General features: G+C 59.5%; 19 protein-coding genes. 15 read left to right on the top strand and 4 right to left on the bottom strand.

The window, feature by feature from the left end; all coding sequences use genetic code 11:
- Nucleotides 1–43: 43 nt before the first annotated feature.
- On the top strand, nt 44–1,423 hold the full coding sequence (gene fumC / locus SPITH_RS10715; RefSeq protein ID WP_014625676.1) for a class II fumarate hydratase: 1,380 nt from the start codon (nt 44–46) through the stop codon (nt 1,421–1,423).
- A gap of 66 nt (nt 1,424–1,489) precedes the next feature.
- On the opposite strand, the gene SPITH_RS11845 is transcribed toward fumC, so the two are convergent.
- A complete protein-coding gene (locus SPITH_RS11845; protein WP_014625239.1) occupies nt 1,490–2,350 on the bottom strand; it encodes an IS1595 family transposase in 861 nt (286 codons plus the stop codon).
- A 164-nt stretch (nt 2,351–2,514) separates the two neighbouring features.
- Here SPITH_RS11845 and SPITH_RS10705 point away from each other — a divergent pair, with 164 nt between their 5' ends.
- The 10 genes from SPITH_RS10705 (at nt 2,515) to araD (ending at nt 14,287) form a co-directional block, all read left to right on the top strand.
- Complete coding sequence (locus tag SPITH_RS10705; protein ID WP_014625675.1) at nt 2,515–3,807, top strand: extracellular solute-binding protein; 1,293 nt, start codon at nt 2,515–2,517, stop codon at nt 3,805–3,807.
- A gap of 74 nt (nt 3,808–3,881) precedes the next feature.
- Entirely contained in the window at nt 3,882–4,763 is an 882-nt protein-coding gene (locus SPITH_RS10700; RefSeq protein ID WP_174266715.1) for a carbohydrate ABC transporter permease, read from the top strand.
- Between the two features lie 2 nt (nt 4,764–4,765).
- The gene (locus SPITH_RS10695; RefSeq protein WP_014625673.1) at nt 4,766–5,602 is read left to right on the top strand and encodes a carbohydrate ABC transporter permease; all 837 of its coding nucleotides are present in this window, start codon (nt 4,766–4,768) and stop codon (nt 5,600–5,602) included.
- Between the two features lie 95 nt (nt 5,603–5,697).
- Nucleotides 5,698–6,822 carry a LacI family DNA-binding transcriptional regulator gene (locus SPITH_RS10690; protein ID WP_245523390.1) on the top strand — a complete coding sequence of 375 codons (1,125 nt, stop codon included), beginning with the start codon at nt 5,698–5,700 and terminating at the stop codon, nt 6,820–6,822.
- Between the two features lie 63 nt (nt 6,823–6,885).
- The gene (locus SPITH_RS10685) at nt 6,886–7,842 is read left to right on the top strand and encodes a sugar-binding protein (protein WP_014625671.1); all 957 of its coding nucleotides are present in this window, start codon (nt 6,886–6,888) and stop codon (nt 7,840–7,842) included.
- A gap of 72 nt (nt 7,843–7,914) precedes the next feature.
- Nucleotides 7,915–8,886 (top strand): ABC transporter permease, encoded by a 972-nt coding sequence (locus tag SPITH_RS10680; protein ID WP_013314828.1) that lies wholly within the window; start codon nt 7,915–7,917, stop codon nt 8,884–8,886.
- Complete coding sequence (locus SPITH_RS10675) at nt 8,883–10,397, top strand: sugar ABC transporter ATP-binding protein (RefSeq protein ID WP_014625670.1); 1,515 nt, start codon at nt 8,883–8,885, stop codon at nt 10,395–10,397. The genes SPITH_RS10680 and SPITH_RS10675 overlap by 4 nt, the downstream gene beginning before the upstream one ends.
- A complete protein-coding gene (locus SPITH_RS10670; RefSeq protein WP_014625669.1) occupies nt 10,387–12,081 on the top strand; it encodes a ribulokinase in 1,695 nt (564 codons plus the stop codon). Before SPITH_RS10675 ends, SPITH_RS10670 begins: the two co-directional genes overlap by 11 nt.
- On the top strand, nt 12,078–13,583 hold the full coding sequence (araA, locus tag SPITH_RS10665) for an L-arabinose isomerase (protein WP_014625668.1): 1,506 nt from the start codon (nt 12,078–12,080) through the stop codon (nt 13,581–13,583). The genes SPITH_RS10670 and araA overlap by 4 nt, the downstream gene beginning before the upstream one ends.
- Nucleotides 13,583–14,287: an L-ribulose-5-phosphate 4-epimerase AraD gene (araD, locus tag SPITH_RS10660; protein ID WP_014625667.1), complete on the top strand. Its 705-nt coding sequence runs from the start codon at nt 13,583–13,585 to the stop codon at nt 14,285–14,287. The genes araA and araD overlap by 1 nt, the downstream gene beginning before the upstream one ends.
- 15 nt (nt 14,288–14,302) lie before the next feature.
- Here araD and mnmA read toward each other — a convergent pair whose 3' ends face one another.
- The 3 genes from mnmA to SPITH_RS10645 are packed head-to-tail and all read right to left on the bottom strand — an operon-like array spanning nt 14,303 to nt 17,462.
- Complete coding sequence (mnmA, locus tag SPITH_RS10655) at nt 14,303–15,433, bottom strand: tRNA 2-thiouridine(34) synthase MnmA (protein ID WP_014625666.1); 1,131 nt, start codon at nt 15,431–15,433, stop codon at nt 14,303–14,305.
- 24 nt (nt 15,434–15,457) lie between these two features.
- Complete coding sequence (gene hflX / locus SPITH_RS10650) at nt 15,458–16,684, bottom strand: GTPase HflX (RefSeq protein ID WP_014625665.1); 1,227 nt, start codon at nt 16,682–16,684, stop codon at nt 15,458–15,460.
- Nucleotides 16,685–16,697: 13 nt separating this feature from the next.
- On the bottom strand, nt 16,698–17,462 hold the full coding sequence (locus SPITH_RS10645; RefSeq protein WP_014625664.1) for a hypothetical protein: 765 nt from the start codon (nt 17,460–17,462) through the stop codon (nt 16,698–16,700).
- Nucleotides 17,463–17,676: 214 nt separating this feature from the next.
- On the opposite strand from SPITH_RS10645, the gene SPITH_RS10640 reads away from it, so the two are divergent.
- The 4 genes from SPITH_RS10640 (at nt 17,677) to SPITH_RS10625 (ending at nt 21,292) form a co-directional block, all read left to right on the top strand.
- On the top strand, nt 17,677–19,713 hold the full coding sequence (locus tag SPITH_RS10640; RefSeq protein ID WP_014625663.1) for a sodium-translocating pyrophosphatase: 2,037 nt from the start codon (nt 17,677–17,679) through the stop codon (nt 19,711–19,713).
- A gap of 95 nt (nt 19,714–19,808) precedes the next feature.
- Nucleotides 19,809–20,027, top strand: a complete 219-nt coding sequence (locus tag SPITH_RS10635; protein WP_014625662.1) for a hypothetical protein — start codon at nt 19,809–19,811, stop codon at nt 20,025–20,027.
- Nucleotides 19,996–20,520 carry an NUDIX hydrolase gene (locus SPITH_RS10630; protein ID WP_014625661.1) on the top strand — a complete coding sequence of 175 codons (525 nt, stop codon included), beginning with the start codon at nt 19,996–19,998 and terminating at the stop codon, nt 20,518–20,520. Before SPITH_RS10635 ends, SPITH_RS10630 begins: the two co-directional genes overlap by 32 nt.
- 7 nt (nt 20,521–20,527) lie before the next feature.
- Nucleotides 20,528–21,292: a chorismate mutase gene (locus SPITH_RS10625; RefSeq protein ID WP_014625660.1), complete on the top strand. Its 765-nt coding sequence runs from the start codon at nt 20,528–20,530 to the stop codon at nt 21,290–21,292.
- Nucleotides 21,293–21,296: the final 4 nt, after the last annotated feature.

Here is a 21,296-nt window from a genome sequence, read left to right as displayed (position 1 = left end):
TCATACCCTCCTCTTTTTCCGCGGTTTCTGCTACACTTTATCTATGGACCACCGGATCGAGACCGACACCATGGGAGAGGTGAGGGTCCCCGCCTCCGCCTACTGGGGGGCGCAGACCCAACGTTCGCTCGAGAACTTTCCCATAGGAGAGGATGTCTTTCCCCCTCTCTTCATTCAGGCCTATGCACACATCAAAAAGGCGGCCGCCCGGGCAAATGAATCCCTCGGCGTGCTCGAGAGCCGACTTGCTGAGGCCATCTGTGTCGCGTGCGATGAAATCATCGAAGGCAGGCTCCTCGATCAGTTCCCCCTCAAGGTGTGGCAGACAGGGAGCGGCACGCAGACGAACATGAACCTCAACGAGGTCATTGCCAATCGGGCAAACGAGCTGCTGGGGAACCCAAAGGGGTCAAAGAGTCCGGTGCACCCCAACGACCATGTGAACAGATCCCAGTCCTCCAATGACACTTTCCCCGCAGCCATGCACCTTTCCACCCTCATGGCCCTCAACGAGCAGATCTACCCCGCGCTCGATGCCCTTATCACCACACTCTCCCAGAAGGTAGAGGCCTTCAAGGAGGTGGTGAAGGTAGGGAGAACCCACCTGCAGGATGCGGTGCCCCTCACCCTGGGGCAGGAGTTTTCAGGCTATCTCCACCAGGTGAGAAGCGCGCGGGAGGCCCTCTCGGCCGTGACAGAGGAACTGTGCGAGCTCCCCCTGGGGGGTACGGCTGTGGGGACAGGCATCAACGCGCCGGAAGGGTTTACAGAGAAGGCCTGTGCCTACCTGAGGGAACAGACCCACCTCCTGGTGAGGCCTGCCCGTAACCGCTACGCCCTCATCGCGGCCCACGATGTCTTCGCCTCCCTCGCAGGCTCACTCTCCCGCCTGGCCGCTGCCCTCTACAAGATTGCCTCCGACATCAGGCTCATGGGCTCAGGTCCACGGTGCGGGCTCGGTGAACTCATACTCCCCGCCAACGAACCGGGCAGTTCCATCATGCCCGGCAAGGTCAACCCCACCCAGGCAGAGGCCCTCACCATGGTGTGCATCCAGGTGATGGGGCTCTCCCAGGCCGTGACCTTCGCCTGTTCTCAAGGCCACCTGGAACTCAACACCTACAAGCCTCTCATCATCCACGATACCCTTCTTTCCATCCGCCTTCTCTCCGATGCAGTGGAGAGTTTCCGAACCCGGTGTCTGGAAGGCCTGCGACCAGATACCCGACGGATCGAGGAGTATCTCGAGAAGACCCTCATGCTGGTCACCGCACTCACCCCGAAGATAGGCTACGAGCGGGCCGCACAGGTGGCGAAAAAGGCCTACGAAGAGAGGAAAACCCTCAAGCAAGCCGCCCACGAGCTGGGGTACCTCACCGAGGAGGAGTTCGACCAGTTCGTGGACCCCAAGGGGATGGTGTAACTTCCAAAAACTCTAAAACATTCAAATTCTCTAACTACAAACTACAGATTTACCAAAAAAAGGTGATTATCTATTATCTGCCACCTGAGAGTATTCTCTAAGCACATCCAGCAGAAGCTCGAATAGATCCTCCTCCCTATGATTATACCGCCACTCCAATTCTTTCAAGTACAGCGGAAAACGTTCTACACTCACCCCGTGATGCTGGAGCAGCCGCCCTTTCGCATAACTCCAAAACCCCTCTATCCCATTGATGTACACTTTCCCATTCGCAAATCGCTTCCCGTGATCAATCCGCTTGTGCCTGAATCCATAGCTCACAAGCCCATCATAGCTCTTGAACCGGTCGGTATACACAAGCGATCCCCGCTTCACTTTGGCCACTGCCAGTCGTACAAGCTCCTCCGCACTTACCTGCTCCACCACTTCCACCTGCACTTTTCCCCCTCGCTCGAGAATCCCAAACACAGGAATCTTCCCTGCCGCCCCTCTCCCCCTCTTCCCCTTTCTCTTTCCTCCAAAATAACTTTCGTCCATCTCTACTTCACCTTCGAGCAGGCTCTTCCCCTCCTTCTGGGTGTGGACCCATATCGCCTTCCGAAACAATGTGTAGAGCCTCAGCGTCACCTCATAGGAGAGCCGTAACTGCAAAGCCGCCTTGTGGGCGGTAACTTCCATCTCAAAGAGCTTCATTGCCCACAGGATCTTCTCCCAGGAGAGCTTCATCCCCTCGAAGATGCTCCCTCGTCGTATGCTCCACTCTTTCCTGCACTGGTAGCACTTGTACTTCTCTCGTCTCACCTCGCCTATATGCTCACTTCCACAGAAGGGACACCGGGTGTACGTGACGAGGAGTCCTTTCTCTCTCAGATAGGAGACCGTTTTCTCTCTATCGCTTGCAAGTGTTGAAAGACTTACGACGTCCATATCCGTGCCACCTCTCTCTTCGGTATTATACCACATTATACCACAAGTGGCTCAAAAATGGTAATCACCAACTTTTTTCTTGACTGCTGAAGATTCCGATGATACACTATATTGTACCATTGACTGATCAATGGTATTAAAACTTCTAACAGGAGGTGCTGTCTATGAAACGCATCTTCTCAGTGCTGTTAGTCTTTTCCATTGCCCTCACCGGGGTATGGGCTCAAGGGCAGGGAGGTGGAGCCGCTTCACAGGGTGGGGTAAAGACTATTACTTTCTGGCATCTGGATACGCAAGGGGATTTCAAAGAGCTGTGGGATAATGTGGCAGCGAAGTTCATGGAAGAGAATCCGGGCGTGAAGATCGAAATCACGGTACTCGAGAACGAGGCCTTCAAGCAGAAACTTGCTACTACCATGCAGTCGGGCAATCCTCCAGATGTTTTCAGGAGCTGGGGAGGGGGTGTGCTCTTCTCTTATGCCAAGGCAGGGCTCGTAAAGGACATTACTGAAGAGATTATGAACAGCGACGTGGGGAAGAAAATCTCCAAAGGAGCCCTTGGCGTATACAGCATGAATGGGAGGGTCTATGGAGTGCCTTATACCATGGGAGGGGTGGTCCTCTGGTACAACAAGAAGCTCTTTGAAAAGGCAGGGGTGAACGTTCCCTTCAGGACATGGGATGATTTCCTTGCTGGGGTCAAAAAGTTAAAGGCTGCAGGTATTACCCCCATCACTGTAGGAGCAGGTGATAAGTGGCCTGCTCACTATTGGTGGTGCTATCTTGCGATCCGTCTTGGAGGGAAGGAAGACTTCGAGCGAGCGTACACTCGCAAGGGAAAGTTCACTGATCCTTCCTTTATTAAGGCAGGAGAAAAGCTCATGGAGCTAGTGAACCTCGATCCATTCCAGCAGGGATATCTTGGGGCCACGTACAACGATGCTGCGCTCCTCATGGCAACAGGCGAGGCTGCAATGGAACTTATGGGACAGTGGGCTACATTCGTATACGAAGCGAACGCTACCGAGGATGGCATCGGCACTGAACTTGAAAACCTCGGTATGATGCCGTTCCCCCTGGTGGAAGGAGGTAAGGGCTCGCCTGATGACCTGCTCGGAGGAGGAGATGGTCTTGCTATTGGTAAGAACGCGCCTCCCGAGGCTGTGGAGTTCCTCAAGTTCATCTTCAGAGATGATATCTACAGCGTGTTGACTCCTGAACTTTCCTTTGTGCCTGTCATTGAAGGTGCAGAACAGTATGTGGAGAGTCCTTTCCTGAAGGAGCTCGCAAAGATGGTGGTGAAGGCTCCCTATTACCAGCTGTACTATGATCAGTTCTTACCTCCTGCGGTGGGTGAAGCGGTGAAGGATGCCTCACAGGGGCTTTTTGCCAAGGCGATTACTCCCGAGAAAGCCGCTCAGATGATCGAAGAGGCAATGGCTGCAGAAGCTCAATAAAGTAAAGTTTTTAGGGGATCAGGGCTCCCTGATCCCCTTTCTCTTTATGTAATTGGAGGAGGTACCACATGAGTATGAGGCGTGTGCAACAGGACGTGCTCGCTGCAATAGGATTTCTTGTGATACCCTTTGGGTTGTTCGTGCTCTTCGTTTTCGTTCCGGTTTTTCAGGCAGCACGGTACAGCGTGTATTCCTGGAATGGATTGGGGCCGCTCACCAATTACGTGGGATTCAAAAATTTCGTAAACATATTCAAAGACGAGGTATTCAGGATCGCCCTTTTAAACAATATCAGAGTGATCATCCTTTCCCTCGTTATCCAGCTTCCTCTCGCGCTTGTGCTTGCATTCCTCGTAGAAGGTCTGGAGAGGGGGAAGATCCTTTTCCGGACGATATTCTTTTTGCCCTATATCATTTCCGAAGTGATTGCAGGGGTGATCTGGTCATTCATCTACAATCCTCAATATGGGTTGCCACATACGTTTTTGGGAGAGATCTTCCCGGCCATAAAGGGAATCGCATTTCTTGGGGATCCTCGATATGTGTTCTATGCGATCTTTTTCGTAATAGTATGGAAATACTTTGGCCTCCACATGGTGATCTACATTGCCGGGCTTCAGAACATCCCCCAGGAACTCAAAGAGGCCGCACTTATTGATGGAGCAAACTCCTGGCAATTAAACTGGCATGTGATTCTTCCCCTTCTCCTTCCCACCATACTGATAAGTGTCTTCTTCAGTATCATAGGATCCCTTCAACTCTTTGATATCATATGGGCAATGGGAAAGGGGGATCCTGTTCATGCAGCAGAGACCATGGTGACCTATCTGTACAAATTTGGATTCCAGAGGTTCAAGCTTGGATATGGGAGTGCTGTGGCCCTTGTGATCTTTTTCATCTGCCTCAGCTTCAGCATCGCCTATCAGCGTGTGATCCTGAAAGCCCAAAGGGGGTGAGTATGAGGGGTGTGAAAAGATATGGCTTCAGTAAGCTGATCATTTATTCCTTTCTCATCTTCTGGAGTCTCGTCACCATTTTCCCCCTTATGGTAACAGTCTTCGGGGGTCTTAAAACCCTCGTCCAGCTTCGAACAGATCCTTTTGGTCTTCCTATTCCTCCCAGATGGGAGAACTACCTTGAGGTCTTTACCGATGCTCGATTCCTCAGAAATTTGATGAATTCGTTGATTATCATGGTGATCACAGTGGGAATAGACATCCTGTTGGTAGGATTTGCCTCCTATGCACTCTCCCGTCTCGTGTTTCCAGGAAGAGAAGTGGTCTTCAATATCTTTCTCTTCGGCCTGCTTTTCCCTTTTGCAGTAGCAATGCTCCCGCTCTACATCCAGATTAGATCTATGGGGGTTTTAAACACCTATTGGGCTGTCATCATCCCCCAGGTGGCGTTTGCACTACCCTGGCATATTATGCTTACGAGAAATTTCTTTCTTCAAATTCCTCTGGAGTTAGAAGAGGCAGCTCGCATGGATGGATGTGGGCACCTTCGCTTCCTCTTTACCATTATGTACCCCCTTTCCACCCCGGTACTGACCACCATTGCGGTCCTAGGCATGGTAGGAAGTTGGAACAATTTCTTCCTTCCGCTTCTCGTACTGGATGACGAGAAGCTCTTTACGCTCCCGATGGGGGTAATGGCATTTCAGGGGCGCTATCAGACTGACTGGAATCTCGTGTTGGCCTTTGTGACGCTCGCGTTGATTCCTGCGGTCCTGCTCTACTTCTTTGCGCAGCGTTACATCATCTCCGGGCTCACAGGGGGTGCACTAAAGGAGTGAGCAGGAGGAGACAGGCGAGGATTGTCGAGTGCAAATGAGGTGAAAAGGTAAAGAAAAATTTGACAACCCGGGGAAGTGCGTGTATACTGGTATGCGTGTACGATAACGCAGAGGACCAACAGAGAGTACCTGAGGAACAGGCTCGGGTGACGATCCGAGAGATCGCGCGTCGGGCGGGGGTCTCAATAGGCACCGTCGATCGGGTGATCCACAAGCGCGGGAGGGTCGCACCCGAGACCCGAAAGCGTGTAGAGGCCCTCATCGAGGAGCTCGGGTACACACCCAATCCCATCGCTCGTCACCTCAAGCGGAGGAAGGGGTATCTCTTCTACGTATTCCTCCCCCGGAAGGACGAGGACTCAGGCTATTGGAGGCTCATCTGTAAAGGGGTGCATCGGGCGGCCGAGGAGCTGGGACCGTTCGGAATCCAGGTGCGGTTCGTCGAATACGATCGTTACAGCGGATCCTCCTTCTCCAAGGCCGCCGAGACCATCCCCTTCGAAGGGTGCGACGGGCTCCTCCTCGCGCCCGTTCGTCCTGCCGATTCCCTCGCCCTTCTCCAACGCCTCCCCTCTCACCTTCCGTTCGTCTTCTTCGATGCCACCATTCCCCATGTGCGTCCTCTCACCTCGATCATGCAGGACCCGTTTGCGGGAGGTTTCCTCGCGGGAAAGCTCCTCTATCTGTTCGGGATGGGTCGGCCGGGGACCTATTCTGTGATAGGTCCTCATGGAGAGGATTTCCACATCAGGAGGAGGATCGAGGGCTTCCAGACGTTCTGGCAAGCGAAGGGGAGGGATTTCAGAATCCTGGTTCGTACCTGTGAAGACCTCGACCACAAGAGGACGCGAGAGGCCTTTCTCACGACGTTGTTCGAGGAGATCCCCGACCCGCGGGGGATCTTCGTGGCCAATGCCTCGGTACATCGCGTGGCGGAAGTGGTGAACAGGACCGGGGGCCGTCACGTTCCCATCGTGGGATACGATCTCGTTCCAGAGAACGAACGGCTTCTTCGGGAGGGGAAGATAGACGCGCTCATCTCTCAGCGGCCGGCCTATCAGGGATACCAGGCCGTGTACCAGCTCTACCGGAAGGTGGTCCTTCAGCAGCACGTGCCCCCATCGATCCCCGTGCCCCTCCATATCTACATGAAAGAGAACCTGCCGGCAGGAGCGGTTCCCGACCTCGTGTATGAGGGGCTGGCTCTTGCATCGGAATAGCTCTCGATGTGAGCGATACGCCCGTTGGGCGTCACAATATTTTATCCCTTGTGAGGAGGGAATATGAAAAGGATTCTTGGTGTCTTGATGCTCCTCGTGCTCGTCACCGGGATGGTCTTCGCCCGTGGTGGACAGGAGGAGTCGGGGAAACCCGTCCTCGTGATGGTGACGAAAGGAGTCCACCCCTACTATGAGCCGTGCTTCGAGGGCTTTAAGGACGCTGCCGAGAAGTATGGCGTCATAGCCGAGAAGGTGGACCCCCAGAAGTTCGAGCTTCCTCTTCAGGTGAAGGTTATCGAAGATCTCATCGCCCGTAAAGTGGATGGGATCGCGATTTCCGCGCTCGACGACAAGGGGCTCGTACCGGTGATCGACGAGGCCACCAAGGCCGGTATCAAAGTCATCACCTTCGATGCCCCTGCTCCCTCAAGTGCGGCCCTCACCTATATCGGCACCGACAACGAGAGCGCCGGCTACGAAGCAGGGAAGAAGATGGCCGAACTCATGGGCGGCGAGGGTGAGATCATCATCCTCCAGGGCGGATTGGGCGCCACCAACCTCAACCTCAGGACCAAGGGCTTCAAGCGTGCCATTGCCGAGGTGGCCCCCAACATCAAGGTGCTCGACGTGGTGGACGTGCAGGGCGACTTTGCAGTGGCCGTGAACAAGACCGAGGCGGTGCTCCAGGCCTACCCGAACCTGAAGGCCATCTTCGCGGTATCGGCCGAGGGTGCCCCTGCAGCTGCGAGCGTGCTCAAGCAGCAGGGTAAGGCGGGTAAGATCATCCTCGGAGGGTTCGACGACCTCAAGGATACCCTGGAAGGGATCCGAGACGGTTCGGTGGCCTTCTGTGTGGTGCAGAAGACCTACAAGATGGGGTGGCTCTCGGTGGAGATGCTTCTCAAGGCTCTCAACGGTGAGGAAATCCCCAAAGTGATCGACACCGGTGTCCTGTTCGTCACCAAGGAGAACGTGGATACCTACATGGAAGAGATGAGAAAGGAATTCGCCGCGCAGTGAGGCAGCGGCGCCTCGAGGGTTCCGCCCTGTCGTGGGGTGGAACCCCCTTTATCTTCAGTTGAGGAGGAATGAATGAAAGAGACGCTCGTGGAGAGTCGTACAGGGATCGTGCGGAGGGTGTTCGCCTTGAGGGAGTCAGCCATCTTCCTCGCCCTCATCCTTCTCATGGCGGGTATCTGGTTCTTCGCCCCCACGTTTCTCACCGGGAGCAACCTCTATCTGGTGTTCCGTCAGATATCTTTCGTGGCCATCGTGGCCATGGGTGAACTCTTCGTGATACTGAGTGCAGGCATCGACCTTTCCGTGGGCTCGATCATGGGACTCTCCGGCATCATCGCCGCGGGGGCCATGGCCATGGGGCTGCCCATCTGGTTGAGCGTGCTCGTGGGCCTCGCAAGCGGTGTGCTCCTCGGCCTCATAAACGGTGTGCTCATCTCGTATGTGGGGATCGCTCCCTTCATCGTGACCCTGGGTATGCTTTCGTTCGCCAGAGGGACCATTCTCATCCTCACCAAGGGATGGCCTATCACCGAGATACCGAAGCCCTTTCTCGTCGTGGGTCAGGGTGATTTCCTCGGTATTCCCATCCCCGTGTGGGTCATGATCGTCCTCGCGGTGGTGGCTCACTTCGTGCTCCAGTACACCTCTTTCGGAAGACGACTCTACGCAATCGGAGGAAACGAGGAAGCGGCCTTTCTCTCGGGGGTGAGGGTGAAAAAGATAAAGCTTGCCATTTACATGATCTCGGGGCTCGCCGCTGCCGTGGTGGGCGTGATCCTGGTGGCCCGTTTCAATTCGGCTCAGCCCGACACCGGTACGGGATGGGAGCTCGACGCCATCGCCGCGGCGGTGATAGGTGGTACCTCCCTCTCGGGCGGGAGCGGCACCGTGCTCGGGGTGCTCATCGGTGCGGCGATCATGGGAGTGATCCGCAACGGACTCGTGCTCATGAAGGTGTCTCCCTACTGGCAGACCGCGATCATCGGTATCATCATCGTGCTCGCCGCGGTGCTCGACAGGATCAAGAACAGGAGGGCTGCATGAGCCGTCCGGTCGTCTCCCTTCGTGGGATAAAGAAATCGTTTCCAGGGGTTCAGGCCCTCAAGGGTGTGGATCTCGAGATCCATCCGGGAGAGGTGGTGGGTCTCCTGGGTGAGAACGGTGCGGGCAAGTCCACGCTCATGAAGATTTTGAGCGGTGTGTACGCACCCGACGAGGGGGAGATACTGTGGGAGGGAACGCCCGTCCAGTTCCAGAGCGTGCTCGATGCGCAGCGACAGGGTATCTCCATCATCTTCCAGGAGTTCAACCTCTGCCCCAACACGAGTGTGCTCGACAACCTCTTTCTCGGGAGGGAGGTCTCCAGAGGTCTGTTTCTCGACTACCGGAAGATGAGGGAGGAGGCCCGGGGGATATTCTCCTACCTCGACGTGGACATTCCTCTCGACAGGCCGGTGGGAGAACTCTCGGTGGCCCTCCAGCAGATGGTGGAGATCGCGAAGGCCCTTCTCATGAAGGTGAGGGTGCTCGTCATGGACGAGCCCACCTCGGCCCTCACCGAGAAGGAGATCGCCAAGCTGTTCCAGGTGATAAGGGATCTCAAGGAACAGGGGATCTCGGTGATCTTCATCTCCCACAAGCTGGAGGAGGTGCTCGCCATCACGGATCGGGTCGTGGTGCTCAGGGATGGTGAACGGGTGGGGGAGACGCCCACCCGTGAGGCCACCGAGGAGTCCCTGGTCCGTCTCATGGTCGGGAGGGAACTCTCCGACTTCTTCTCGCACCGGCGGAAGAAGCCGCAGGAAGAGGTGGTGCTCGAGGTGGAGGGACTCTCCGGACCGCCGTACATCGAGGATGTGAGCTTCACCCTGAGGAGAGGGGAGATCCTCGGCGTGGCCGGCCTCATCGGTGCGGGCCGTACCGAGACGGCACTCCTCCTGATCGGGGCCGTTCGTCCTACTGCGGGCACGATCCGGCTCAACGGCGAACGGGTGGAGATCTCTTCGCCTGCCGACGCCGTCTCCCGCGGTATCGTCTATCTTTCGGAGGACAGGAAGAACAAGTCCCTCATCCTCGAGATGTCCGTCCGTGAGAACATGAGTATCAGTGTGCTCGACAGGCTCTCGGAGTTCCTCCACGTGATCAACCGGAAGAAGGAAGACGAGCTGTGCAGGCAGTACATCGATCTTCTCCAGGTCAAGACTTCTGGACCTTCCCAGAGAGTGAAGAACCTCTCGGGCGGGAACCAGCAAAAGGTGGTGATCGCCCGCTGTCTCGCCGCCGAACCCCTCATCCTCATCCTCGACGAGCCCACTCGGGGGATCGACGTGAATGCAAAGGCGGAGGTGCACCGAATCATCACCGAGCTCGCTGACAACGGGGTGTCCATCATGCTCATCTCGTCCGAGCTCCCCGAGATACTCGCCCTCTCCGACAGGGTGCTCGTGATGCATGAAGGGAGGGTGAGAGGCGTCCTGGAGAACGACGGGAGCCTCTCTCAGGAGGACATCATGAACACGATACTCCGAGGAAGGGAGGAAGTACATGACAGGTAGCAACGGCGATCTCGTCCTGGGGATGGATTTCGGGACCGACTCCTGCCGGGCGGTGCTCATCGACCTCTCGAACGGCAGCGAGGTGGCTTCCCATGTCGCCTACTACCGGCGTTGGAAGGAGGGGGCCTTCTGCAATCCCCGGGAGAACCGGTTCCGTCAACACCCGCTCGACTACCTCGAGGCGATGGAGGAGGCCGTGAGGGGTGCGGTGGAGAAGGCCGGAGCCGGGGCGGGAGACCGGGTGGTGGGAATCGGCATCGACACCACGGGGTCCACCCCCTGCGCGTGCGATGAAAAGGGGAGACCTCTCGCTCTCGATCCGGCCTTTGCAGAGGATCCTGATGCGATGTTCATACTCTGGAAGGATCACACCGCGGCTTTCGAGGCGGTGGAGATCACGAAGAAGGCGGGGACGTGGGGAGGGACGGACTATACGAAGTTCATAGGCGGCGTCTACTCCGCGGAGTGGTTCTGGGCGAAGATCCTCCACGTTTTCCGCACGAACGAGCGGATCATGAAGGAGGCCTACACCTTCATCGAGCACTGCGACTGGATGCCCGCTCTCCTGACCGGTGTGGAGGACGCCGCCGCGGTGAAGCGGAGCCGGTGTGCCATGGGTCACAAGGCCATGTGGCACAGGGAGTGGGGGGGATATCCCTCCGATGAGTTTCTTTCGCTGCTCCACCCTGAGCTTCCCCGGATCAGAGCGTCCCTGGGGACGGAGACATGGACGAGCGATGTGAAGGCGGGCGAGCTCACTCCCGAATGGGCGAAGCGGCTCGGCCTCAGGCCCGGGATCGCGGTGGCTGTGGGTGCCTACGATGCGCATATGGGTGCAGTTGGGGCCGGGGTGAAACCAGGGGTGCTGGTGAAGGTGGTGGGGACGAGTACCTGCGACATCACAGTCGGGCCCCGTCCCGATGGGCCGGAGCACGCCGTGGGGGGGATTTGTGGACAGGTGGACGGGTCGGTGATTCCCGGGCTCATCGGGTACGAGGCGGGACAGAGCGCCTTTGGTGATGTCTACGCCTGGTTCAAGAGGGTGCTCCTCTGGCCTCTCCGGGTATACGCGGATAAAGGCATGATCTCCCGGGATGTCCTCACCAGGATCGATGATTCCCTTCTCGTCGATCTCGAGGCGGCTGCCGCAGCCCTTGAGCTTCATCCCGAGGATCCGGTGGCTCTCGACTGGTTCAACGGACGCAGGACTCCCTACGCCAACCAACTCCTCACCGGTGCGGTGGCCGGTCTGGATCTGGGGGTGGATGCCTCCCTGTTCTACAGGATCCTCATAGAGGGGACGGTGTTCGGTTCGAAGGCCATCGTGGACCGCTTCAGGGAAGAAGGGGTGGAGATCGAGAGCATCGTAGGGATAGGCGGGGTGGCGAGAAAGTCCCCCCTCGTGATGCAGATGATGGCGGATGTGCTCGGAGCGCCGATCGATGTGCTCGCCAACGATCAAACCGTGGCGATCGGGGCGGGGTTGTTCGGCGCAGTGGCTGCGGGCGTCTTCTCCTCGGTGGAGGAGGCGCAGGAGGTGATGGTGCCTCCCGTGGAACGTACCTACGTGCCGGAGAAGAGCAAGGCAGATCTGTATGCCCCGCGATATGAGAAGTACCGGATGCTCGGGCGTTTCATAGAGTCCGAGTTTACCACTTATCCCGAAGAAGGGAGGGAGTCATGATAGACCTTTCCAGGTATCGGTTCTGGTTCCTCACCGGGAGTCAGTACCTCTATGGCATGGAGACACTCGAGAAGGTCGACGCGCATGCGAAGCGGATGGTAGAGGGGCTCAACGCCGATCCCCTCCTCCCGTGTCCCGTCGAATGGAAGCCGGTGTTGAAGAGTCCCGATGAGATACGCCGGGTATTCGAAGAGGCGAACGCCGATCCCTCGTGTGCCGGAGTGATCACGTGGATGCACACCTTCTCCCCGTCCAAGATGTGGGTGGGCGGTCTCTCCATCAACAGGAAACCGCTCCTCCACCTCCACACCCAGTTCAATCGTGACATCCCGTGGGATGCCATCGACATGGACTTCATGAATCTCAACCAATCGGCACATGGAGACAGGGAGCACGGCTTCCTCCACGCGCGGATGCGGCTTCCTCGGAAGGTGGTGGTGGGCCACTGGGAGGCTCCCCACGTGAGGGAGCGGATCGGGGTGTGGATGCGTGTGGCCTGCGCGGTGGCGGACGGTCGGGAGGGGCAGGTGGTCCGTTTCGGAGACAACATGCGTGAGGTGGCCGTCACCGAGGGCGACAAGGTGGCGGCGCAGATCAGGTTCGGATGGTCCGTGAACGGATGGGGGGTGGGGGAACTCGCGAGGCTCCTCCAGGAGATCCCTGAGAACGAGGTGGAGGAGATCCTCGATGTCTACAGGGAACGATATGAGTTCCCCAAGGACGAGGGCGCCCTGGCCTCCATACGTGAGCAGGCGCGGATCGAATGCGCCCTCAGGAGGTTCCTCGAAGAGCACCGGGGGATCGCCTTCACCACCACCTTCGAAGACCTGCACGGACTCCCCCAGCTCCCGGGGCTCGCCGTACAGCGCCTCATGGAGGACGGGTACGGGTTCGGTGCGGAAGGAGACTGGAAGACTGCAGCCCTGGTGAGGGCGGTGAAGGTCATGTCGACCGGCCTTTCCGGCGGCACCTCGTTCATGGAGGACTACACGTATCATCTCGAGTCGGGACAGGAAGCGGTGTTGGGGGCCCACATGCTGGAGGTGTGTCCCTCGATCGCCGGAGACAGGCCTCGGATAGAGGTGCACCCGCTCTCCATCGGAGGGAAGGCCGATCCGGCGAGACTCGTCTTTGAAGCGGCTCCTGGCCCTGCGCTCAACGCCTCCCTCATCGACCTGGGCAACAGGTTCCGCCTCCTCATCAATGAGGTGGAGTCCATTCCCATCCCTCAGCCCATGCCGAAGCTCCCGGTGGCACGCGTGCTCTGGCGTCCGAAACCCGACTTCCTCACGGCGGCCGGGGCATGGATCCTCGCCGGAGGCGCACATCACACCGTGTTTTCTACGTCCATCACCAGGGAGTATCTTGAGGACTGGGCGGAGATGATGGGCCTGGAGTACGTGCTCATCGACGAAAGGCTCGACGATCTCGAGACCTTCAAACGGGAGCTCAGGTGGAACGAGGTGTACTGGTCGCTCGCCTCGATGAACCAGGGGGGATGATGAACACGTACGAGGAACTCAGGAGGGAGGTGTGGAAGGCCAACCTCCTTCTCTCGGAACACAGGCTCGCGTTGTTCACCTGGGGGAATGTCTCAGGCTATGACCCCGATGCAGGCGTGGTGGCCATCAAACCGTCCGGGGTGCCCTACGATGCGCTCACTCCCGAGGACATCGTGGTGGTCTCCCTCGAGGGAGAGAAGGTGTGGGGATCGCTCAAGCCCTCCTCGGATACGCCCACGCATCTCGTGCTTTACCGTGAGTTTCCCGGCCTGAGGGGCGTGACCCACACCCACGCCCCTTTTTCCGTTTCCTGGGCCCAGGCGGGTGTGGACGTGCCCCTCTACGGGACCACCCATGCGGATCACTGTGTGGGGCCGGTGCCGTGTACCCCCTATCTGAGCGAGGGCGAGGTGCAGGAGGCCTACGAGGAGGAGACGGGACGACTCATCGTCCGGACCTTCAAGGCACGGGGGGTTCAACCGCTCCATACCCCCATGGTACTCGTCGCGGGCCACGGCCCTTTCACCTGGGGGAGCAGCCCTGAGGAATCGGTCCGGCACGCGGTGATCCTCGAGGAGATATGCAAGATGGCCCTGTGGACGAGGATGACCAATCCGGAAGTCTCCTCCCTCCCCTCCTACATCGCCCGGAAGCACTGGGAGCGGAAGCACGGGCCTCACGCCTACTACGGGCAGGGTTCCTGATGGGGTGGGAGGGGATCACCCCTCCTCCGTCTGCAAGATGAACCCGCTGCAGAGGACCTCATCGCCCACGTAGGCCACGAGGAGCTGGCCCGGGGTGACGGCGCGCTGGGGCTCGTGAAACCTCACCCGGATCCGGTCCCCCTCATGGGTGAGTACGGCCGGCGCCGCGCGATGGGCGTATCGGATCTGGGCGAGCACTTCCATCGGACGTGGTGGAGGCGGCGCGAACCAGTTCACCCCTGCGGCCTCCACCACCCGATGGAGGAGGGCCTCCTCCCGGTCCGTGACGATCACCGCGTTCCGTTCGGGATCTATGGCCTTCACGTAGACCGGGCGGCCAAGCGCCACCCCGAGCCCTCTCCGCTGGCCTATGGTGAAGACGTGGATCCCTCTGTGGCGCCCCAGGACGTTGCCCCGTTCGTCGAGGATGGGGCCGGACTCTCCCCCTTCCTCGAAGAACTCCTGCAGGAACTCCCCGAACCTGAGGCCCGTGGTGTTGAAGCACACGTCCTGGCTCTCCGGCCTCTCGGCCGTGGGGATGCCATGGTGCCGGGCGTAGGTCCGTATCTCGTTCTTGGTCTGGTCTCCGAGGGGGAAGTAGGCGTGCCGCAGATCCTCTGGTCTCGTCTGGGCGAGGAAGTAGCTCTGCTCCTTGGTTCCGGCCTTCCCTCTCAGGAGATGGACGCATCCCTCCGCGTCGACGTAGATGCGGGCATAGTGACCGGTGGCGATGCCGTCCGCGCGCAGCACCTCCCGTGCGTATCGTACCAGATGTCCGAACTTGAGGGTGCGGTTGCAGAGCACGCAGGGGTTGGGGGTGCGCCCCGACCGATATTCCTCCCATGCACGCCGCAGTACCCGCGAGGTGTACAGGTCGTGGAGGTTGAGCACGTGGTGTTCGATCCCCAGGTGTGAGGCCACCTCCCGCGCGGCCCTCGCTTCTTCGGAAAAACCCTCGTGGTCCACCTCTGCAGGGGTGTTCACGCGGATGAAGGTGAGGCCCACCACCTCTATCCCCGCCGAGAGGAGGAGGTGGGCGGTCACGGAAGAGTCGACCCCTCCGCTCATCGCCACTACAAGACGCCGGGGTCTCCGTGTGTCACGAATATCCTGAAACGGTGTGTGATGCTCACTTGTGTGGATCATGATTGGGAAATATACCTCATCTTTTTACTCATGAACAGATGGGACGGAGGGGGCGTACCTCACGAAGAGTCCCACATCGGTGTATTCCTGATGGATGATGGCGGCGCGGGAGAGGACTTCGTGGGATTCCCCCAGCCTGTGATAAGGAAGCTCCAGGGTTTCTATGGGGTAGTGGCGTTCCATCTCCCGGACGATGAGGGAGAGGAGTCCCTCGATCCCCTCCCCGGTCTTTGCGGAGACGAGGATTTCCGGATGATTCGAAGGGGGAAGGAGGGGGTGGGGGGAGGATCGATCGACCTTGTTGTAGACCCTGATTCGTGGGATGTGGTGGGCTCCTATCTCGGTGAGGACCTCCTCGGTGGTGGAGAGGTGGAGGAGGAGGTTCGGGCTCGACAGGTCGACCACCTCGAGGAGGAGGTGGGCGTCGCGCACCTCCTCGAGGGTAGCGTGGAAGGCATCGACCAGGGTGTGGGGCAGATGTTGGATGAAGCCCACGGTGTCGCTCACCACCACCCGCCCCCATCCCGGAATCAGGCACGTCCGGGTGGTGGTGTCCAGGGTGACGAACGGTCGGTCCTGTATACGCACGGCCTGGCCGGTGAGGCGGGTGAAGAGGGAGGATTTCCCTGCATTGGTGTAGCCCACAAGCGAGACGCGGGGGATGCCTGCCTCGAGACGCCGGGAACGGGTGGTGGTCTGGTGGCGCTCTATGGCCTCCATCTCCCTTCGTATCCTCGCGAGTCTGGAGAGGATCATCCGTCTGTCGAGCTCGATCTGACGCTCACCCTCACCCCTCGTACCTCGGGCACCACCTCGTTGTCGGTCGAGGTGTGACCAGGCTCCCCGCAGTCGTGGGAGAAGATACTCGAGACGGGCCTTCTCCGTCTGAAGCTGGGCCTGCTTGGTCCGGGCATGGCGGGAGAATATCTCGATGATCACCTCGGTACGATCCATCACCCGGCTCTTCACCAGATGTTCCCAGTTGCGCTGTTGCGCCGGGGTGAGGTCCTCGTCGAAGACCACGAGATCGATCCCCCGCATACGGGCCTCCCGTGCTACCACCTCTGCCTGGCCGGGCCCGAAGAGGAACTTCCTCTCAGGCGTTCTGAGGGGGAAGGAGAGGATCGTCTCCGGGATATAGCCGAGTTCTTCCACGAGGAGGGAGAGCTCCGGAAGGGAGGAGGTCTCCTCCCTTCCGGTTTTGCGTCCTACGAGGATGCAGCGTGGGGCCTCTTGCCCCGTGTCGTACATCGTGCCTCCATTCCTAGATGATGAGAGCCGATTTCGCCCAGTCGTAGTGGTGACGGCGCAGTTCGTCCACCGATTTCATGGGGTAGAAGACGATCCCGTCCTTGTTCCCCACGTACACACCGGTGTTGATGATCTGGTAGGAGAACGACCCGATGTGGGACCGTTCGATGGTCTTGGTGGGTTTCTCTTTGTTCTCCACCACGGTTTTGATGCAGTCCTCGAGGTGTTCGATGTTCCTGTCGTAGATCGCCCCTATGTTCCCGGTCTCCTCGGGGTGGTCGAAGTCGATGGTCTTGATGTCTGCGAAGGCGATGGTGGGGACGTAGATCTTGCTCGAGCCGTCGGAGATCTTGGCGGCGAAATCTCCGGGAGGGAGGGAGCTCACCACCAGGGGGGTGATGGGACAGAGTTCCTGGTAGAGGTAGTACGATCGTGGTGCACCGGGGCGATAGGGAGCCTGTTGCAACTTGAGGGTACGACCATCACGGGTGGTGAGGTAGAGATCCTTCAAGCTCTCGAGGGGGACGTGCTCGAGCACTCTGTAGACTCCCAGGTACACCGAGTGCTTGGGTTCCCCGTTGGGATGGGGGACACACCGCTTCCGTGCGTACTCCCAGTCGAAGAAACTGCCGAATTCGCCCTCCACTTCGATGAACATGATTCCCTCGTAGGCCCCTTTCCTCGTCCCGGTGGCCATGTAGGCCCCGAAGTCCTCGGGTGAAAGCTGTGATGCGATGAGTCCCTCCGTGGGGAAGATGGAAAGGTAGTACCGTATCATGCTCACTCCTTTTTCTTGTGGCTATTGAAAAGTGTAGATCAATGGGGCCGAAAAGTAAAGTGAGCGTTTTCGGCTGGGGGTTTGAATAATTATCTCTTTTTTTGGGAATAAAATACGAAAAAGTGTGGACTATCGATCACCGGATGCCCTTGAAAAGGTTCCTCAAAGGTGCTACAAGGTATGCATAAATATTCATCCTTACGAGGAGCGACGTATGCAGGATCAACTCTTGCTCCTGTTCCCCCTGGGAGCAGGACTGGCGGCACTTGTAGTTGCGTTCTTCCGTTATTTCTGGATAAAGAAACAGGAGACAGGGGCGGACCGTCTGCAGGAGATCGCCGCTGCCATAAGGGCGGGGGCGATGGCCTTCCTGGCCCGTGAGTACAAGGTGATCGTCCTGTTCGCAGCCGCGGTGACGATGGTGCTCGTCCTCGGAGAACAGGGCTACGAACGACTGGTGGCGGTGTCCTTCCTCGTGGGCGCCCTCATGTCGGCCCTCGCGGGCTTCGTGGGTATGCGGGCGGCCACCCAGGCCAATGTCCGTACCGCCCACGCCGCCGAGAGAGGGCTGGTCCCGGCCCTCACGGTGGCCTTCAACGGCGGGAGCGTGATGGGCCTTTCGGTGGTGGGGTTTGGGATCCTGGGACTCTCCGCACTCTTCCTCGTCTATTCGCGGGTCTTCGGCTCGGAGGTGCAGGTACTCAACGGCCTGGTGATCCCCATCATCTCGGGGTACTCGATGGGCGCGAGTTCCATCGCCCTCTTCGCCCGTGTGGGCGGGGGGATCTTCACCAAGGGGGCCGACGTGGGCGCCGACCTCGTGGGAAAGGTGGAGGCGGGTATCCCCGAGGACGATCCCCGCAACCCTGCGGTGATCGCCGACAACGTGGGCGACAACGTGGGCGATGTGGCGGGCCTGGGATCCGATCTTTGCGAGTCGTACATCGGGGCGATCATCGGTTCGGTGGTGCTCGGTGGTGCCCTCGGGTCCTTCCGGCTCGCGATCCTCCCCCTCCTCATAGCAGGCGTCGGTATCATCGCTTCGATCATCGGGACCTTCTTCGTCCGGACGAGGGAAGGGGGGCATCCGCAGAAGGCCCTCAACCTGGGGAGCTTCGTGGCCGCAGGGCTCATGCTCCTCTTCACGTACCCTGCCGTCTTCTGGATCCTCTCTCCCGAGCAGGGACTCGTCGTCACGCCCCTGGGACTATTCCTCGCCGTGCTCTCGGGCCTCGTGGCCGGGGTGCTCGTGGGGATCATCACCGAGTACTACACCGGTGACGGGAAGAAGCCCGTGCTCGCGGTGGCGCGCTCCTCGCACACCGGGACGGCGACCAACATCATCGCGGGGATAGAGGTGGGGATGCAGTCCACCGGTCTCCCGGTGATCGTGCTCGGACTGGCCACGTACCTCGCCTACCTCGCCGCCGGCCTCTACGGTATCGCCATCGCGGCGGTGGGCATGCTCTCCACCGTGGGGTACCAGGTTTCGGTGGACGCCTATGGCCCCATCGCCGACAACGCGGGCGGTCTGGCGGAGATGGCCAAGCTCGATCCCGAGGTGCGGATGAGGACCGACAAGCTCGACGCGGTGGGCAACACCACGGCCGCCATCGGAAAGGGGTTTGCGATAGGGTCGGCCACCTTCACCGCCCTCTCGCTCTTCGTGGCCTACGAGGAGGCCGCAGGGCTTCCCGGTATCGACATCACCCAGCCGAAAGTCATCGTGGGCGTGCTCATGGGGGCCATGCTCCCCTACGTGTTCTCCTCGTTCGTGATCGGGGCGGTGGGTCGGGCGGCCTTCGCGATGATCGAGGAGGTGCGCCGGCAGTTCCGCTCCATCAAGGGGCTCCTCGAAGGCAAGGAGAAGCCCGACTACGTGGCGTGTGTGGACATCGCCACCAAGGCGGCGATCCGAGAGATGATCATCCCGGGACTCTCCGCGGTGGTGATACCCCCTCTCGTGGGGTACCTGGGAGGGGCCGAGATGCTCGGAGGCCTGCTCGTGGGGGCTATGGTCTCTGCGGTGATGCTCGCCCTGTTCATGGCGAACGCCGGAGGGGCCTGGGACAACGCCAAGAAATACATCGAGGGCGGCGCCTACGGCGGGAAGGGCTCCGAGTCTCACAAGGCGGCGGTGGTGGGTGACACCGTGGGGGATCCCTTCAAGGATACCGCGGGACCCGCCATGGACATCGTGATCAAGCTCATGAGCGTGGTCTCTCTGGTGATCGCTCCCAACCTGCGCTAGGAGGGGTGGGCTTCGGAATCCACGGGCGGCCGGGTGGCCGCCCTTTTCGTGTATGGGGCTTGAAGGACACCGTGGTGTCGGGGTATAGAGAAGACATGGCGGGAGCCAGGGTGCCGTACTGTCCCGCGTGCAGGCACTTCAGGGTGAGCTGGGATCCCCGATTCCCCCGTGCCTGCATGGTCTTCGGGATCAAGAGCAGGGAACTCCCGAGTCTCGAGGTGCTCCGTGCCACGGGCCGGGCATGCCCGGTGTTCGAGGAGTCCCCGAGGATAAGGAGGGAACGTGGACCACGGGCTCGAACAGGGGGGGAGTGAGACCTGCGTCCTGGTAGACGACCAGGACAGGGTGGTGGGCACGGCCCCGAGAGAGGCCTGCCACAGGGATCCGGGACTCATGCACCGCACGGTGCACGTGGTGGTCATGAACCGGAGGGGAGAGGTGCTCCTGCAGCGGCGTTCCATACGGAAGGACGTGTGCCCGGGGCGGTGGGATACCGCTGTGGGCGGTCACGTCCGGCCTGGAGAGGACCACGAGGAGGCCGCGCGGAGGGAACTCAGGGAGGAGCTCGGTCTGGAGGGGCTCCCCCTCGTATGGGTGGGGCGCATGAAGGTGGAGACCCCCTGGGAGACCGAACTCGTGGGGGTGTTCATCACGGTCCACGATGGGCCGTTCTCTCCCGATCCAGAGGAGATAGAGGAGCTCAGATTCTGGAAGAAGGAGGAGGTGGAGACCTCGGTCGGCGACGACCGCGTGACCCCTGGACTCGCCCGGGAGATTTCCCTCCTCAAACGATGCGGATACTGGTGAGGTGTCTATGGTCCCGACCATCTCGTTCGACGTGGACCTCATCGCGGCCCGGCTCTCGGGCCTCGAGGAGACGATCATCGCTCGTTTCCTGGACAGGGCCCAGTTCCACGAGAACAGGATGGCCTACGAGAAGGGGAAGAGCGGCTTCGAGGGAGGTGGGGAGGCCTCTCTGTTCGAATTGCGCCTCAGATACCAGGAGGAGATGGACGCGGTATTCGGGCGCTTCTGTGTGCCCGAGGAGCGCCCCTTCTACCGGGATCTCCCCGCGCCCAGGAGAAAGGTCATCCTTCCGGACTACGGTCTGGGGGTGGACGACTACGACACCGTCAATCTCATGCCCCGGATCGTGGAGGCCTACCTCGCCGCCATCCCTTCGTTCTGTCCTCCAGGGGATGACGGCCAGTATGGTTCGAGTGTGGAGCATGACGTGATGGTGCTTCAGGCCATCTCACGAAGGGTGCACTTCGGTTCGTACTTCGTGGCCGAGGCCAAGTATCGGAAAGATGCGGCCCTCTATCGACCCCTCATCGAGAAGGGCGATCGGGAGGCGGTCCTCGCCCTCCTCTCCAGGCCCGAAGTGGAACAGCGGATCCTCGCCCGCGTGCGGGAGAAGGCTGACTGGCTCCAGTCAAAGGTGGACAGGCGGATCCGGAAGGTGGTTGATCCCGAATTCATCCTCTCGTTCTATCGAGATGTGATCATCCCCCTCACCAAGGAAGGACAGGTGCGCTATCTCCTCGCGAGGGGGTCTTCCGAGGCGGGCCGAACATGAAACA

This window comes from Spirochaeta thermophila DSM 6578 (genome assembly GCF_000184345.1).
Lineage (GTDB): Bacteria > Spirochaetota > Spirochaetia > Winmispirales > Winmispiraceae > Winmispira > Winmispira thermophila.
The sequence above is the reverse complement of the archived record's forward strand: the minus strand, read 5'-3'. Positions and strand labels throughout refer to the sequence as shown.

What these genes read in the sequence shown, in the direction of transcription:
- fumC (WP_014625676.1), top strand. Translation starts at nt 44, where the DNA reads ATGGACCACCGGATCGAGACCGACACCATGGGAGAGGTGAGGGTCCCC.
- SPITH_RS11845 (WP_014625239.1), bottom strand. Translation starts at nt 2,350, where the DNA reads ATGGACGTCGTAAGTCTTTCAACACTTGCAAGCGATAGAGAGAAAACG.
- SPITH_RS10705 (WP_014625675.1), top strand. Translation starts at nt 2,515, where the DNA reads ATGAAACGCATCTTCTCAGTGCTGTTAGTCTTTTCCATTGCCCTCACC.
- SPITH_RS10700 (WP_174266715.1), top strand. Translation starts at nt 3,882, where the DNA reads ATGAGGCGTGTGCAACAGGACGTGCTCGCTGCAATAGGATTTCTTGTG.
- SPITH_RS10695 (WP_014625673.1), top strand. Translation starts at nt 4,766, where the DNA reads ATGAGGGGTGTGAAAAGATATGGCTTCAGTAAGCTGATCATTTATTCC.
- SPITH_RS10685 (WP_014625671.1), top strand. Translation starts at nt 6,886, where the DNA reads ATGAAAAGGATTCTTGGTGTCTTGATGCTCCTCGTGCTCGTCACCGGG.
- SPITH_RS10680 (WP_013314828.1), top strand. Translation starts at nt 7,915, where the DNA reads ATGAAAGAGACGCTCGTGGAGAGTCGTACAGGGATCGTGCGGAGGGTG.
- SPITH_RS10675 (WP_014625670.1), top strand. Translation starts at nt 8,883, where the DNA reads ATGAGCCGTCCGGTCGTCTCCCTTCGTGGGATAAAGAAATCGTTTCCA.
- SPITH_RS10670 (WP_014625669.1), top strand. Translation starts at nt 10,387, where the DNA reads ATGACAGGTAGCAACGGCGATCTCGTCCTGGGGATGGATTTCGGGACC.
- araA (WP_014625668.1), top strand. Translation starts at nt 12,078, where the DNA reads ATGATAGACCTTTCCAGGTATCGGTTCTGGTTCCTCACCGGGAGTCAG.
- araD (WP_014625667.1), top strand. Translation starts at nt 13,583, where the DNA reads ATGAACACGTACGAGGAACTCAGGAGGGAGGTGTGGAAGGCCAACCTC.
- mnmA (WP_014625666.1), bottom strand. Translation starts at nt 15,433, where the DNA reads ATGATCCACACAAGTGAGCATCACACACCGTTTCAGGATATTCGTGAC.
- hflX (WP_014625665.1), bottom strand. Translation starts at nt 16,684, where the DNA reads ATGTACGACACGGGGCAAGAGGCCCCACGCTGCATCCTCGTAGGACGC.
- SPITH_RS10645 (WP_014625664.1), bottom strand. Translation starts at nt 17,462, where the DNA reads ATGATACGGTACTACCTTTCCATCTTCCCCACGGAGGGACTCATCGCA.
- SPITH_RS10640 (WP_014625663.1), top strand. Translation starts at nt 17,677, where the DNA reads ATGCAGGATCAACTCTTGCTCCTGTTCCCCCTGGGAGCAGGACTGGCG.
- SPITH_RS10635 (WP_014625662.1), top strand. Translation starts at nt 19,809, where the DNA reads ATGGCGGGAGCCAGGGTGCCGTACTGTCCCGCGTGCAGGCACTTCAGG.
- SPITH_RS10625 (WP_014625660.1), top strand. Translation starts at nt 20,528, where the DNA reads ATGGTCCCGACCATCTCGTTCGACGTGGACCTCATCGCGGCCCGGCTC.